This window comes from Neobacillus sp. SAB-20_R2A (assembly GCF_049568635.1).
Lineage (GTDB): Bacteria > Bacillota > Bacilli > Bacillales > Cytobacillaceae > Neobacillus > Neobacillus citreus.
In genome coordinates this window covers 1,520,572-1,534,508 of record NZ_CP145895.1, presented here as the reverse complement: position 1 = coordinate 1,534,508, position 13,937 = coordinate 1,520,572, and the positions used below count along the sequence as shown (strand labels likewise).

At 40.4% G+C, this 13,937-nt stretch carries 14 protein-coding genes; 6 read left to right on the top strand and 8 right to left on the bottom strand.

Features of this window, described 5'->3' with window-relative positions:
- Positions 1 to 43 precede the first annotated feature (43 nt).
- The 3 genes from hemY to hemE form a co-directional block, all read right to left on the bottom strand.
- Positions 44 to 1,471 carry a protoporphyrinogen oxidase gene (hemY, locus tag V5M37_RS07610; RefSeq protein ID WP_423801462.1) on the bottom strand — a complete coding sequence of 476 codons (1,428 nt, stop codon included), beginning with the start codon at positions 1,469 to 1,471 and terminating at the stop codon, positions 44 to 46.
- 36 nt (positions 1,472 to 1,507) lie between these two features.
- The gene (gene hemH, locus V5M37_RS07605; RefSeq protein ID WP_423801461.1) at positions 1,508 to 2,440 is read right to left on the bottom strand and encodes a ferrochelatase; all 933 of its coding nucleotides are present in this window, start codon (positions 2,438 to 2,440) and stop codon (positions 1,508 to 1,510) included.
- Between the two features lie 161 nt (positions 2,441 to 2,601).
- Entirely contained in the window at positions 2,602 to 3,648 is a 1,047-nt protein-coding gene (gene hemE / locus V5M37_RS07600; RefSeq protein WP_423801460.1) for a uroporphyrinogen decarboxylase, read from the bottom strand.
- A 237-nt stretch (positions 3,649 to 3,885) separates the two neighbouring features.
- On the opposite strand from hemE, the gene V5M37_RS07595 reads away from it, so the two are divergent.
- The 3 genes from V5M37_RS07595 to V5M37_RS07585 all read left to right on the top strand — a co-directional run bounded on the left by V5M37_RS07595 (position 3,886) and on the right by V5M37_RS07585 (position 7,321).
- A complete protein-coding gene (locus tag V5M37_RS07595; protein ID WP_423801459.1) occupies positions 3,886 to 4,380 on the top strand; it encodes an antibiotic biosynthesis monooxygenase family protein in 495 nt (164 codons plus the stop codon).
- 170 nt (positions 4,381 to 4,550) lie between these two features.
- Positions 4,551 to 5,945 (top strand): hypothetical protein, encoded by a 1,395-nt coding sequence (locus V5M37_RS07590; protein ID WP_423801458.1) that lies wholly within the window; start codon positions 4,551 to 4,553, stop codon positions 5,943 to 5,945.
- 197 nt (positions 5,946 to 6,142) lie between these two features.
- Positions 6,143 to 7,321 carry an amidohydrolase gene (locus V5M37_RS07585; RefSeq protein ID WP_423801457.1) on the top strand — a complete coding sequence of 393 codons (1,179 nt, stop codon included), beginning with the start codon at positions 6,143 to 6,145 and terminating at the stop codon, positions 7,319 to 7,321.
- A gap of 18 nt (positions 7,322 to 7,339) precedes the next feature.
- On the opposite strand, the gene V5M37_RS07580 is transcribed toward V5M37_RS07585, so the two are convergent.
- From V5M37_RS07580 to V5M37_RS07570, 3 genes are all read right to left on the bottom strand, one after another.
- On the bottom strand, positions 7,340 to 8,062 hold the full coding sequence (locus tag V5M37_RS07580) for an EcsC family protein (RefSeq protein WP_423801456.1): 723 nt from the start codon (positions 8,060 to 8,062) through the stop codon (positions 7,340 to 7,342).
- A 722-nt stretch (positions 8,063 to 8,784) separates the two neighbouring features.
- On the bottom strand, positions 8,785 to 10,011 hold the full coding sequence (locus tag V5M37_RS07575; protein ID WP_423801455.1) for an ABC transporter permease: 1,227 nt from the start codon (positions 10,009 to 10,011) through the stop codon (positions 8,785 to 8,787).
- Positions 10,004 to 10,744 (bottom strand): ABC transporter ATP-binding protein, encoded by a 741-nt coding sequence (locus V5M37_RS07570; RefSeq protein ID WP_423801454.1) that lies wholly within the window; start codon positions 10,742 to 10,744, stop codon positions 10,004 to 10,006. The genes V5M37_RS07575 and V5M37_RS07570 overlap by 8 nt, the downstream gene beginning before the upstream one ends.
- Positions 10,745 to 11,319: 575 nt before the next feature.
- Between V5M37_RS07570 and V5M37_RS07565 the strand changes: the two genes are divergently transcribed.
- Together V5M37_RS07565 and V5M37_RS07560 are read left to right on the top strand one after the other, a co-directional pair.
- Complete coding sequence (locus V5M37_RS07565) at positions 11,320 to 11,739, top strand: HIT family protein (protein ID WP_423802586.1); 420 nt, start codon at positions 11,320 to 11,322, stop codon at positions 11,737 to 11,739.
- Between the two features lie 141 nt (positions 11,740 to 11,880).
- On the top strand, positions 11,881 to 12,408 hold the full coding sequence (locus tag V5M37_RS07560) for a tryptophan transporter (protein WP_213141069.1): 528 nt from the start codon (positions 11,881 to 11,883) through the stop codon (positions 12,406 to 12,408).
- Between the two features lie 52 nt (positions 12,409 to 12,460).
- Here V5M37_RS07560 and V5M37_RS07555 read toward each other — a convergent pair whose 3' ends face one another.
- On the bottom strand, positions 12,461 to 12,652 hold the full coding sequence (locus V5M37_RS07555; protein WP_423801453.1) for a hypothetical protein: 192 nt from the start codon (positions 12,650 to 12,652) through the stop codon (positions 12,461 to 12,463).
- Between the two features lie 304 nt (positions 12,653 to 12,956).
- Between V5M37_RS07555 and V5M37_RS07550 the strand changes: the two genes are divergently transcribed.
- Positions 12,957 to 13,532, top strand: coding sequence for an HTH-type transcriptional regulator Hpr (locus V5M37_RS07550; protein WP_423801452.1), 576 nt, complete (start codon positions 12,957 to 12,959; stop codon positions 13,530 to 13,532).
- A gap of 5 nt (positions 13,533 to 13,537) precedes the next feature.
- Here the strand turns inward: V5M37_RS07550 and V5M37_RS07545 are convergent, their stop codons facing one another.
- Positions 13,538 to 13,876, bottom strand: a complete 339-nt coding sequence (locus tag V5M37_RS07545; protein WP_423801451.1) for a DUF1878 family protein — start codon at positions 13,874 to 13,876, stop codon at positions 13,538 to 13,540.
- Between the last annotated feature and the right edge of the window lie 61 nt (positions 13,877 to 13,937).

The window sequence follows — 13,937 nt, the reverse complement described above, 5'->3', positions numbered from 1 at the left end:
TTTATACTTTCATATTAGCTAAAAAAAGAAGCTGGTTTTAAGTTCAGCTTCCTTTGTTGTTTAAATATTCTAGTACATTTTTAACGGCAGCTTCACCTTGGTCGATACAATCCGGGACGCCGACACCGCCGTAGGATGCTCCAGCTAAAAATACGCCAGGCAGTTCTTGTTTCATAGCCTCCAGAATGGAAGTGAGCCGCTGTTTATGCCCGACCGTATATTGAGGCATCGAGTTTTTCCAGCGGGAAATGACGGCAAAATCAGGACTCATATTAATTTGCATGATTTTGTTTAAGTCATCAAGTACGATTTTAACAATTTGGTCATCGGATAAGTCAACGACCGTTTCATCCCCAGCCCTGCCTACATAACAGCGAAGCAAAACTTTTCCCTCCGGCGTAGAATGCTCCCATTTTTTATGTGTCCAGGTACAGGCCGTTATGGTATAATCACTGTTTCTAGAAACGACAAAGCCAGTCCCATCTATGTCCTCATTTATGGCCTCTTCCGGGAAGGCCAAGGCAACTGTGGCAACGGAAGTCGAGGGAACATATTTCAAAGGTTCAAAAAAACGATAATCCGAAAACATCGCCTGCGTTATTTTGTGAGGGGTAGCAGCAATAATACTATCAGCTGTCAGGCATTCCCCATTGTTCAGATAAACCTCATATTTATTATTTACCCGAGCGATGTTCTCCACCCGATGCCCTTTTAAAACCGAGCTGGCATCTAATTTTGCTTCAATCGTTTCAGCAAACGATTGCAAGCCTGTTCTAAAGGTGAGGAATCCTCCTTTTTTTGATTTCCCTTTATCACCCTGCTGTTTTGGCTGTGCCGGAGTTGATTTTTTCATCCCCAATATCAGGCTGCGGTGCTTCTGTTCCACCTCATAAAATTGCGGAAAGGTGGCCATCAAACTCATTTGATCGATATCGCCTGCGTAAATTCCTGAAAGCAGCGGTTCAATTAAGTTCTCGACCACTTCATCGCCCAACCGCCTTCTAAAAAAATGACCTAATGCTTGGTCTTTTCCACTTTCAGAGCGGGGCAATATTAAATCGGCCGCTGCTCTCAGCTTCCCTGGAATGGAAAATAGGCCCGTTGTCATAAATGGCCCCACTTCGGTCGGGATTCCCATGATCGAGCCGCCCGGCATGGAATGGAGCTTTTCATTCACCAAAACATAGGATTTCCCAGTTGAGTTTGGTACTAATTGATCGTCCATCCCAACTTCCTTCGCCAGCCGGATGATACTCGTTTTTCTGGCCAAGAAGGAATCCGGACCTCTTTCAATGGTGAAACCGTCTCTTACAACAGTCTGCATTTTTCCGCCGAGTCGGTGCGAGGCTTCAATAAGTTGGATCTCGAGCGGGAGATTTTTCTCCTTAACTTCTTTTTGAAGATAATAGGCTGCGGTCAAACCGGCAGCTCCCCCACCAATAATAATTACCTTCTGTTTTTCTTCTGCCACCTGACGTCACCTTCTTCAAATTGAATTTTCAAGTTCCTAATCCGCTAACTTCTTTAAGATGACGGTTGACAATGTATCAATGAATTCTTCCTTTGCATTAGGCATTTCCGGTCGATAGTAGCTCACGCCCAATTCACGGGTAACAGCCTTACATTCATAATCATTATCATATAGAACCTCAAGATGGTCCGAAACAAATCCAACTGGTGCATAGACGAATGCCTTATAGTGATGGTTATGATATAAATCTCTCGTTAAATCTTGAACATCAGGTCCTAACCATGGCTCCGGCGTATTTCCTGCACTTTGCCAGCCAATCACATAATTCTTTACTCCCGCTTCAGCAGCAATTAAATCCGCAGTTTCTTGCAGCTGTTTTGGATATGGATCCCCAAACTGAAGAATTTTTTCCGGCAGACTGTGAGCGGAAACGATCAGCACCGCATGATCCTTTTCTTCTTCAGGCATTTGTTCAAAGGTTTGTTTGAGCTTATCCGCCCAGTAAGAAATAAACTTTGGTTCCTGATACCAGCTTTCAATTGTTTTTATCGTAAGTCCTCCTAATTTTTCTGCCTCTTCAACCGCTCTGCCATTATAGGATTTTACGCTGAAAGTTGAAAAATGCGGGGCAAGGACGATACTTACTGCCTCTTTTATGCCGTCCTCATGCATCTGTTTAACGGCATCTTCAATAAACGGCTCAATATGCTTTAAGCCATGATACATTTTAAATTCGACTTCATCTTGAATTTTATTTAAATATGCTTCTAGCTTTTCACCTTGTTCAAGGGTGATTTTTGCCAAAGGTGAAATCCCGCCAATCGCTTCATAGCGGTTACGTAGGTCCTCAATCATTTCCGGAGTTGGTTTTCTCCCATGCCGGATATGGGTATAGTATCTTTCCAGGTCGTCTGCATTGTAGGGGGTACCGTATGCCATCACCAGCAAGCCCATTTTCTTTTTCGTCATCGTTTGCACCTCATATGTAATTTTCCGTATTCCTTTAATTAGGGATAGGGCCACAAGGCTTGTGCGGTCTCAACCTGACATCCCTCATGGCCCTTTTTAATAGCTCTTTTATTTTGCCAAAAATCTGCTCTTAATACCAATAAAAAGCTTAATGCAACAGGTTATCTGCCGTTGTTCGCTGCTGAATATTCATGAATAAAAGCCGTAAGTTTTTTTAGGTTTTCCGGATTAACAGACGGGAATACCCCGTGGCCTAAATTAAAGATATATCCGCCTTGTTCCATTCCCTGATCTAAAATGGCTTTTGCCCTCTCTTCAATTACTTCCCATGGAGCCAAAAGGATCGCTGGGTCAAGATTTCCCTGGACTGTTTTCTGAATCCCCATTTCCCGTGCTTGGCGGATTGGCAGACGCCAATCAAGACCGACAACATCCAGCGGCAGGTCATTCCATTCCAATGCCAGGTGGCTTGCGCCGACACCGAACATGATTAATGGAACATTCTCTTCTCTTAATGAAGAAAAAATCCGGTTCATGACTGGTTTAATAAAATAACGGTAATCCTCCACATTTACAGCGCCAACCCATGAATCAAAAATTTGAATAGCGCGTGCTCCGGCTTTGATTTGCGCTTTTACGTATGTAATGACCATATCGCCTAGTTTATTCATCAACGCGAACCAGGCCTTTGGCTCAGCGTACATAAACGCTTTTGTCTTATTATAATTTTTCGAAGGACCGCCCTCAATCATATAACTGGCCAGCGTAAATGGAGCACCGGAAAATCCGATTAACGGCACGGATAATTGTTCCTCTGTCAATAATTTAATCGTATCGATGACATAAGGAATATCTTCTTCAGGATTCAATTCCCCTAGTTTTTCCACATCCCCAAGCGAACGAATGGGATTGTCAATGACCGGACCGATGCCGCCTTTGATTTCCACATTCATCCCGATGGCCGGAAGAGGTGTCATGATATCCTTGTACAAAATCGCGGCATCAACATTATATTGGTCAACAGGCAGACGGGTGACATATGCACACAATTCCGGCTGATGAGTGATTTCAAATAGAGAGTATTTTTCTTTAATTTCCCGGTATTCCGGCTGTGAACGTCCTGCCTGGCGCATGTACCAAACTGGAACATAATCCGTCTTCTCTCCCCGAGCTGCTTTTAAAAATGTTTCATTAATAGGCTTTGCCATAAAAATAAGTCCACCTTTCAAGACATTCTGTTTACCATTTTAATATACAGAACAAGATTTTAAAAACTTTCTTTCATACACAGTTGTCTTCACTATATCGATAATTTCCTCCTCTGCATAGCAAACGATTACTTTTGTCAAAAAAAAGTCGATTTTTACGTTTGAAAATGAGTTTAAATAAGAAAATAGTTTTTGCATAAGCTATTACTTAAGATGAGCTTAAGGAGGATTTGAAAAATGACCGTATATATTACCAGCGGAACGCTCGATTTTTTAAAAACGATTAAAGCGAAATATCCCGCTGAAAAAATTATGATGATGAGCAGTGCAAATGGAGCATTATTATTCCATGAAACTGCCGGAAAAACCGTTTTTAATGAACCAAGGAAATATGAAGTCTTTGAATCAATCGGGGAAATGAGTGGCGAAGGGTTTGTTGTGATGAAAAATATTCCCGTTACACCTGAAGGACACCCCATATTTGAACATCACCTAAAAAATCAGAGCAGGAAACTGGAAGGCACACCTGGTTTTATCGCCCTTCGCGGGCTCCGCCCCTTGGCTTCAAATACATATATAATTATGATTGTGTGGACCGATGAAAAATCTTTTGAAGATTGGCATGTCACGAATTCATTTCTTGAAGGGGATAAAAACAATCCCGAGAATGACGATCTTCCAAACATATTCGAAAGTGCACCCTATATCAGCAGCTACACAATTGAAGATTAATTTTTCAAAAGGAATGGAGAATCTAGCCATTCCTTTTTCCTTTCCACGGTTTAAAAATTTTGTTTTTCCTCCCGCTCACCTCTTTTAAGCAAATTCATATTCTGTATTACATCCAGCCGGGCAGATACCTATTACAAAAGTCCATGGATGAAAGAAAGGAGGTTAATTTTATGCTCGTGGAGCTTACTGCTCTTCATTGGATATATGTCGTCTTTATTGCACTGATTATTGGTTTTATGGTCATGAGACGAGACACGACAATTGTCTGCATTGCCGGTATTTTCTTAATTGGTCTTATCGCCACAGGCAGTTTAAGCCATGCGATAAGCAGCATTTTTAATAGTTTTGCATATGCGATAACAGAATTATTGTCCACGATCCTTGTCATCTCCATCATTGTGGCGATGAGCCATACGTTAACCACAACAGGGATCAATGATGTGATGATTTCGCCTTTCCGGAAGCTGATTCGCAACCCGGCATTAGCATACTGGACAATCGGAATTTTAATGATGGTCATCTCCTGGTTCTTTTGGCCTTCACCCGCGGTAGCTTTGCTCGGTGCCGTCCTTCTTCCTGTTGCCATTAGGGCTGGGCTCCCTGCTTTGGGCGTTGCCATGGCCATGAACCTATTCGGGCACGGAATTGCTTTATCGGGTGATTTTGTCATTCAGGCTGCACCGAAACTAACATCTGATGCCGCCGGGATACCCATCCAAGATGTCATTGATGCCAGCATTCCTTTAGTATTTATCATGGGTATTGTGACAACGATTGCGGCCTTTTACTTCCTGCGCCGTGACATGAAGCGGGGAATTCTGAAGGCCGATACATCGATTATCTCCGCTTCTGAAGCTGAAACCACACAGCAGGGGCTGCTTTCTCTCTCCCAGAAACGATTCTTTGCCATAATAGTTCCTTTATTATTTGCCGCTGACGTTGCTGCAATGACAATCCTTGATTTAACCGGTGGAGATGCAACAGCCTTAATTGGCGGAACCTCGATTTTAATTCTTCTGTTAATCTCATTGACAAGTTTCAAAAATGAAGGTCTTGAAAAAACAACAAGTTACTTGATTGAAGGCTTCCAATTTGGTTTTAAAGTCTTTGGTCCAGTCATTCCAATTGCCGCTTTCTTCTACTTGGGAGATGCCGGCTTTACGAAAATCATCGGAGAATATCTGCCGAAAGCATCTCAAGGCATTGTCAACGACCTAGGTCTGGCACTTGCTAACATCGTTCCGTTAAGCAAGGCGGTTGGAGCCGTTACTCTGACTGCTGTTGGTGCCATTACCGGACTTGACGGCTCAGGATTTTCCGGTATCTCACTAGCAGGTTCAGTTGCTGCTCTTTTTGCCGTCGCGATTGGAAAAGGGGCGGCTACCCTGACAGCGCTAGGTCAAATCGCCGCCATCTGGGTTGGCGGTGGAACCCTTGTCCCTTGGGCCCTCATCCCGGCGGCGGCAATTTGTAATGTTGACCCCTTCGAACTTGCTCGGCGAAATCTCGTTCCGGTCGTGATCGGCCTTGTGGTGACCACGATAGCGGCAATGTTTCTAATCTAACTATCTAAATGGGGCTGAAAATCTTCAGCCTCTTCTATTTGTTCCATATCTTATATAAATGTTAAAATAGTATGAAAAAGAGGCTATTTATTTCTAAAGAAAACTCGCCGATTGGCGAGCCCTAAGGGCGGTTCATAAGGCGTAGTTGCACTTATGCTTTCTTATTAGCTAGTAAAGACTAAGAGGGGGATTTACATATGTTAGATGAATTGTTTGCTAAATTAGAAAATTCCTATGAAGAAATGGTCTCCATCCGCCGACATCTTCACCAGCATCCGGAACTATCCTATCAAGAATACGAAACGGCCAAATTTATTGTTTCCTTTTATGAAAAACTTGGAATTGAAGTGAACAGCAATGTCGGCGGGAACGGTGTAGTGGCAAAGGTTTATGGTAAAAAGCCGGGTAAAACCGTGGCATTACGAGCCGATTTTGATGCCCTGCCGATTCAGGATGAAAAGGATGATGTCCCATATAAATCAACAGTGCCAGGAGTTATGCACGCTTGCGGACATGACGGGCACACCGCCACCCTCCTGCTCCTTGCCAAAGCATTGAATGAACTTAAGGACAATCTCGAAGGAACCTATGTGTTTATTCACCAGCATGCCGAAGAATATGCCCCAGGTGGTGCCATTTCGATGATCGAGGATGGCTGCCTAGAAGGTGTGGATGTGATCTTTGGCACCCACTTATGGGCAAGCGTGCCAACTGGTACGATTCAATATCGAACTGGCCCTTTCATGGCGGCGCCAGACCGATTTGAAATCAAAATCCAAGGAAAAGGCGGTCATGGCGCACAGCCGCATACAACAAAAGATGCAATCGTGATAGCCTCACAGTTGGTTTTAAATCTGCAGCAAATCGTCAGTCGCAAGGTCAATCCGATTGATTCGGCCGTTGTTACCATCGGTTCCTTTACCGCGCAAAATGCCTTTAACGTCATTGCCGATAAAGCACATCTAGTCGGAACGGTCCGTACTTTCAAAGAAGAGCTTAGAAGCTTTATTGAGGAAGAAATTGAACGAATCATTCACGGCACATGCTATATGTCAGGCAGCACTTACGACTATAAATATTATCGAGGTTATCCTCCAGTAGTGAATCATGAAAAGGAAACCGCGTTTTTGGCTGAATGTGCCAAGGATGTTGCCGAGGTAAAATTCATTGAAGAGACCGAACCGGATATGGGAGGAGAAGATTTTGCCTATTATTTGCAAAAGGTTCCTGGGACCTTCTTCTTTACTGGTGCGAAACCGGAAAGCGATGACGATGCCTACCCGCATCACCATCCACGATTTGATATCGATGAAAAAGCAATGCTGATTGCTGCCAAGACATTGGGAACAGCAGCAATCACCGTTCACAGAGACTAAAGCGAAACCCCTGAACTTTTAAAGCTCAGGGGCTTTTTGCAAAATTCTTAACCGATAAGCGTTCATCGCCGTTTCGCCTAATGTTTTCATTAGGTTGTTATTGGCGTATGCCCCAACAAAGGCGCCGATCCCCGGAACAAGCTGAAGCATTTTGACAAAATCAATATAATCCCGGTATTCCTGCTGGAACTTCCTCCAGTCCATTTCCACAAGTACCTGCTTTCGCTCCTCCCAGTTTTCAATCTCAGATAACGTGTTTCTGCGGATTTCATCGCTTGAAAAAGCAAGCTGAAAGACATGAAGAATAAATAACCTTTCCTCATATTCCTTCGTATTGAAGCCGTAAACGGAGGCTGCATCAAATAAGAACTTCATCTTGATGGTTAACAGCAAAGGGAAGTCTGCCAGCCCCAGCAAAATCCCACCCGCACCAGTGCCGGCCCCTTCCACCATCGCTGTTTTTTGGTAGGTGGAAATTTTTTTGCGGACTAATTCATCTCTTTCTTCAAGAGTTAACCCTTCTGCAGCATTTCGGTTGGTGGTCATTTGTGAACCAAATAGAGTTGCCTTTACCATCGTTTTTATGCTGTCCGTCATGACTTCATGAACTTTTTCGGGGATGATTTCATTGATTTTCCCTTGCGCCTTTTTCGAGATCCTATTCATCATTCCCGACCGTCTTATCAATTTTCGTTTCCAGTCTTGAACTTCATCATATACCTTTAATTCATAATCGTTCATCAAACCTCACCTCGCCATACTAATTTTATGCGTAAATACGTAAGAATCAGCCGTTTGGTTTCAAAAAAAACCCCCTTGCCAAAGATTTAACGAGTTTACTTTAGAAACCACACAGCAAAACACACTTGAATTCACAATATGATTTACAGTGCGATTTTTATTGATTTATCACCATTTTAGAAAGTTTTAATTGCTTATCAGCTTCTAATTCACATAGTAAATCACAAGATATGAAATAATTATTGGAGGGTGTGTGAATTTTTTAAACTCACCCAATGCATCTGAATGAGGTTCACTTGATTTTTTTGAAACATTAGAAGTCTTATTCTTAATTGAGTAACTAGTGATAATAAAATAAGCGAAGATTTTTCCGCTAAATGGAGAATAGGGCTCATTCCGGCGTAAATAAAGGAAGGTTTTCCGCTTAAACAAAGCAAAATCCCCAATACTGAAGTTTTTTGAGTCAATAGGGGAAATTTCTCCGCCTATTTAAGTTATTCTTAATCTTATTTGCTATTTAAGGGAAATTTTTCCCCTTATTTATCAAACTCTGTCTAATGAACTTGTACAACTTACGGTTGTTTTAGTCAGATAAAGAAAATAAGGCTTAGAGATATTTTCATCTCAAAGCCTTATGGACTGTGCAATATACTGTGATTTGCTATGTGGTTAGTGTTGTGCTTAACCTATTTGCACCTCACAAGTAAAACTGCTAGCCAAACTCAAAGGGGGGGCATTTTATCCTTCATTCTATTTTTACTGTAAAAATAAACAAATAAGAAGTTAAACAATAGGCCTGCGGCAAGTTCCAATAATGCCAGGGATATTTCTCCCTTCAGAAAAATAAACAGAGCAAAAACAATGTTTTCGATTGTTAAAATGACCATCAGCAATAAATGAAAATCATCATGCTTGTGTTTTTCAGCAACCGGATAAAGGTCGACCCACAGCTTGTTTTGGTGGTGATGGATAAGCGGAAGCAGTTGAAATCCAGTTAAATATAAAAACAAAATACTGATGAGAATTTGTCCCAATCCAAACGAAATAAAATAAATCCCTAGTATACCAATAACCGTTAAGCGGACAAATAGTCCGAGATAATCCGATGACCGCAAAAAAGTCCGTGCATACAAATAGAGATACGTTTTTTCTTGTAAAAAGCGAATCCCCCTCAGGAGGAAATCCAGCCATTTTCTTCTTTTCACCGTATCCTTTAGTTTCGGCACATCTGTAAACATATTTGCAAGCCGATAAAAGGAAGCCATTCTTTTTTCTTCCTGATCAATTAATAAATCCCATTTTAACCCTAGGGCTTTTGTTCTGTTATGGAAAAAGAAATAATACAAGACCATAATCAAAGCAATGACCAAAAGGACTACAAAATTTGCCTGTTTAAACAGTAAATAGGTTAGCGAGAGATTAATGAAATATCTGACGGTCAGATCCCATCTATGTACTGATGTCTGAACAAAGTAAGAAATCCGCCAGCTGACTAATAGATTCCATCCCTTGATGACAAAAAGAACAATAAGAAACGGGAAAAATAAGCGAAAGCCAGTGCTGCTTATATGGGCATACATTGGCATAAGAACTGCAAAAATGAGTAAGAGTATGTAACCTTGAAAAATAAAGCTTACGAATCCGGAACGAAGAAAATACCCCTTTAATTTATCTTCTAACGGAAGCAAAAATACCTTATCCGCTTCCAATAAAAAGCTATAAACTGGGCTGTATGTTAAGAAAAAACTGATAAACAGGGCTAGAATAATTTCCGCCGGAAAATCAGTTGATAAAGTTTTAATCCACTCCTGATAATAATAAGCACCGCTGCCAATCAGAAACAATAAAACAATGACAAGATGGCCATTAAAAATATAGCGAAGATACGTGCTCAAATCCTTAACACGCCGGCCTGCCCGTTCCTTCCAAAGTTTCACCGCATTAAACATAATGTTCTTCCTTTGTTAACTGAATATAGATGTCATCTAATGACGCGGCCGGCATCGAAAATTGCTCCCTAAGCTCTGTAAGTGTCCCTTTTGCCCGAATTTTCCCTTCATGCAAAATAACAAACCGGTCGCAATATTTTTCCGCAGTGGCTAGAATATGGGTCGACATTAAGATTCCCGCCCCATTTTCTTTCATTTTCTTCATTAAATCGAGCAATGATTGGATACCGAGCGGGTCGAGGCCGACAAACGGCTCGTCTACGATGTAGAGCGATGGCTGCACAAGGAATGCGCACATAATCATCACCTTTTGCTTCATCCCTTTAGAAAAATGAGCTGGAAACCACTTTAGGCGCTTCTCCATCCGAAATTCAGTGAGCAATGGAGAAACGCGGGCTTTATAGTCCGTTTCAGAAAGTCCATAAGCCATCGCCGTTAAGCGTAAATGCTCCTCCAATGTTAATTCTTCATATAAAATTGGTGTTTCCGGAACAAACGTAAACATTTTACGATATGCCTCTTTATGATCTGTGATGGTTTGTCCATTTATTTTTATGACACCTTGATGTGGTTCCATTAATCCGATGATATGCTTAATGGTTGTGCTCTTTCCTGCGCCATTCAAGCCAATTAGGCCAACCATTTCTTTTTCGTTCACCTCAAAAGAAACGTCTTTTAAGACCGGATTCTTTGTGTAACCGCCAACTAGATTTTCAATCGTTAATAAAGACATTTTTTTAAGTCCTTCCCTTAATGATTTCCTTTATTTTATCAAATCGTTTTAAATAAAAATAGAAATTCAATTTTATTTGTATATTTCCTTTTCAATCGGACATCATAATATTCGAAGGGGAGTTCAATTGATGAAGTGATTCATCAACCACTTGAAATGAGGTGTCTACAAAAGACAATATCCGTTTCAAACCCAGAAGCTTCTAAAAACGTTTCAAAACAAGGGGATGGTTGTATTGTACAATGTGCATGGTAACCATTTTGAGTTCAAATAACACCAGGTTTTTGGATAAAAAACTGAAAATGAGGTGTTTGTCGCAGACATCGTCCGTTTTTAAAGGTAAGAAAACCGATAAAAACAAATAGGGGATGGTCAGCTTGAACAATGATGTTTCTTTATAACAACACTCTACTGTAAAATGAGGTGTTTATCAAAGAACACTCCTATTGAACGTCAAATTTGAAGCAATTTCCCCTTCGAGAGGGCGGGATTCTAAGCGAATCCTGCTCTTTTCTTTTTTGCGAAAGAATTCTATGGTAAAATATACAAAATATAATGAAAGGCTGGTCCCAAAAATGAACGATTGTATTTTCTGTAAAATTGTTAATGGTGAAATTCCTTCCGCAAAAGTATTTGAAAATGAACATGTCCTAGCCTTTATGGACATCAGTCAGGTGACAAAAGGTCATACACTGGTCATCCCAAAGATACATAAAGAAAATGTCTTTGAACTGACGCCCGAAATCGCCAGAAACCTATTCGAAGTGGTCCCTGTCATTGCCAACGCTTTAAAACAGGAATTTGAACCGGCCGGTTTAAATACCATTAACAATAATGGCGAGTTAGCTGGACAGACTGTTTTCCATTACCACATGCATTTAATTCCTCGTTATGGCAAAGGAGATGGCCTTGGTGTAGTCTGGAAAAATAATCAAAGTGACTATACACCACAACTGCTCCAGGAAATGGCAGCCAATATTGCCAAGAAATTATAGGCCCGTACAGTAAGTTATCTGAAAATTATTTCTTTATTATTATTATCGTAATATGCTATAATGTGTATAAATTCTTCGCTGCAGGCAATGAGTGCACTGCAGGAGGAAAAAAGCTTTAGAAGAGCAGAGGAGAGATGAGAAATGAAAACAAAAAACCTTGTCATTTTAGCACTTTTAGCGGCGATTGGATTTGTGCTGCACGCGGTAATGCCGGCGTTCCTGACGATTAAACCAGATATGATGCTGGCGATGATGTTCTTAGGAATTATTCTTATTCCGGAAATCAAAAGCGTTATGCTTTTGGCGATTGTAACAGGAGTATTATCTGCAATCACCACTCAGTTCCCTGGTGGGCAGTTTCCAAATATCATTGATAAGCCCGTCACTGCATTAGTTTTCTTCGGATTATTTTTAGCATTAAAAAAATACCGCAGCTCTATTGTAAGTGTTGGTGTTTTGACAGCGATAGGAACGATCGTATCCGGAACAGTCTTTTTAACATCTGCCTATTTCTTGGTTGGTCTGCCTGGCCCATTTGCCGCGCTGTTTGGCGTAGCTGTTTTACCTGCTGCTGCCATCAATACCGTTACAATGGTTATCCTTTACCCAATCGCGCAATCGATTGCTAAAAGAACTAAATCATCAACTGTTTCCGTCATTGAAAAGTAATGACAGGTACGTTAAGAAAAGAACCCTTAAGGGTTCTTTTCTTAAATTCACTTTAGAAAAAATAGGTAAACAATAAGGCTAACAATAAAAAGATTCCCCCGCCGCTAGCGCAGACAGCTGCCCTTTTCTTTATTATTTGTTTAGGCGGATATACACCTGGTCTCGTTAAATCAATGACAAACTTACCAGTACCCATGAAAAAAATGGCACTTAGAACAAAAAACATGATAGCTGCACTTTTCATAGCAAGATCCCCCTGCAGGATTCCAATTTTCAATTGATGTTGTAACTATTTATATGTTTTTCTGTCCATACCTATGAAAAATTTAGTAACACTATATAAGTAAATTAAATTTTTAACAAAAATATTCAAAAAGTTTCCATTTTTCTTATAAATCAATTATAATAAAATAGAAATCTTTTAAACAATCTTAATTTCAATATAAAATTATCGTAATTTCTAAAAATTTTGTGAATTTTTTCTTTATTAATTTTTATTTTATTGGCATAATGAAAATAGAGTAATAATAAAGTAGGTGAAAATGGAGATGACGGAGAAACAATATTCGGCCAAGGAAGCAATGATTTTTAGTCAAAGAATTGCGCAATTAAGCAAGGCGTTATGGAAATCGATTGAAAAAGACTGGCAGCAATGGATAAAACCGTATGATTTAAATATCAATGAACACCACATTCTTTGGATTGCCTACCATTTGAACGGTGCATCTATATCCGATGTAGCCAAATTTGGTGTCATGCATGTCTCAACAGCTTTTAACTTTTCAAAAAAATTAGAAGAACGAGGCTTGCTGAAATTTTCTAAAAAGGAAAATGACAAACGGAATACGTATATTCAATTGACACCAGAGGGTGAAAACATTCTCCTGCAGTTAATGGAAACCTATGATCCAAATGCCTACTCAGCATTTACCGGCGCACTGCCTTTAAGGGAATTATACGGGAAATTTCCGGACATCATTGAAATGATGGCGATTATCCGGAATATTTATGGACAGGACTTCATGGAGATTTTTGAACGTTCCTTCCATAATCTTGAAAGTAGGTTTGTGGAAGAAGACGGGAAGCTAAAAAAATCAGAGGAAAAAGAACAAGAACTTGCCTAACCAGGCTAAATAAATTTTTCAAATTCCTGAAAAAGTGATTTGTATAAATTCTGTGATAGACATGCTTTGATGGTTTGTCCGATATCCAGTTTGTCGGGCATTGAGATCGAAAGCTCATCAAAAAGCGGATGAAAGTATACGTACCCTTCCGCTTTTTGTTCTTCCAATTTTTTGCTCAGTTTATCACATATGGAATAAAAATGATTCACTTCTGATTCCTTAAGACCGGATTCAATGATCAGTCGATTGAACTTCTTGGACGGATGATCCACTACCTCTAACAACAGCTTTTGATGAAATTCAAGCATATTTATTTTTTCTGCCAGTATTTCATATTTATCCATGAAAAGCCCCCCTTTTCCATATTATTCACCTTTTTGGGACTTGGATAAACGTATTTCAGTA

What these genes read in the sequence shown, in the direction of transcription:
- V5M37_RS07570 (WP_423801454.1), bottom strand. Translation starts at nt 10,744, where the DNA reads ATGTCTTTATTAACGATTGAAAATCTAGTTGGCGGTTACACAAAGAAT.
- V5M37_RS07560 (WP_213141069.1), top strand. Translation starts at nt 11,881, where the DNA reads ATGAAAACAAAAAACCTTGTCATTTTAGCACTTTTAGCGGCGATTGGA.
- V5M37_RS07595 (WP_423801459.1), top strand. Translation starts at nt 3,886, where the DNA reads ATGACCGTATATATTACCAGCGGAACGCTCGATTTTTTAAAAACGATT.
- V5M37_RS07585 (WP_423801457.1), top strand. Translation starts at nt 6,143, where the DNA reads ATGTTAGATGAATTGTTTGCTAAATTAGAAAATTCCTATGAAGAAATG.
- V5M37_RS07550 (WP_423801452.1), top strand. Translation starts at nt 12,957, where the DNA reads ATGACGGAGAAACAATATTCGGCCAAGGAAGCAATGATTTTTAGTCAA.
- V5M37_RS07575 (WP_423801455.1), bottom strand. Translation starts at nt 10,011, where the DNA reads ATGTTTAATGCGGTGAAACTTTGGAAGGAACGGGCAGGCCGGCGTGTT.
- hemE (WP_423801460.1), bottom strand. Translation starts at nt 3,648, where the DNA reads ATGGCAAAGCCTATTAATGAAACATTTTTAAAAGCAGCTCGGGGAGAG.
- V5M37_RS07545 (WP_423801451.1), bottom strand. Translation starts at nt 13,876, where the DNA reads ATGGATAAATATGAAATACTGGCAGAAAAAATAAATATGCTTGAATTT.
- V5M37_RS07565 (WP_423802586.1), top strand. Translation starts at nt 11,320, where the DNA reads ATGAACGATTGTATTTTCTGTAAAATTGTTAATGGTGAAATTCCTTCC.
- V5M37_RS07590 (WP_423801458.1), top strand. Translation starts at nt 4,551, where the DNA reads ATGCTCGTGGAGCTTACTGCTCTTCATTGGATATATGTCGTCTTTATT.
- hemH (WP_423801461.1), bottom strand. Translation starts at nt 2,440, where the DNA reads ATGACGAAAAAGAAAATGGGCTTGCTGGTGATGGCATACGGTACCCCC.
- V5M37_RS07555 (WP_423801453.1), bottom strand. Translation starts at nt 12,652, where the DNA reads ATGAAAAGTGCAGCTATCATGTTTTTTGTTCTAAGTGCCATTTTTTTC.
- V5M37_RS07580 (WP_423801456.1), bottom strand. Translation starts at nt 8,062, where the DNA reads ATGAACGATTATGAATTAAAGGTATATGATGAAGTTCAAGACTGGAAA.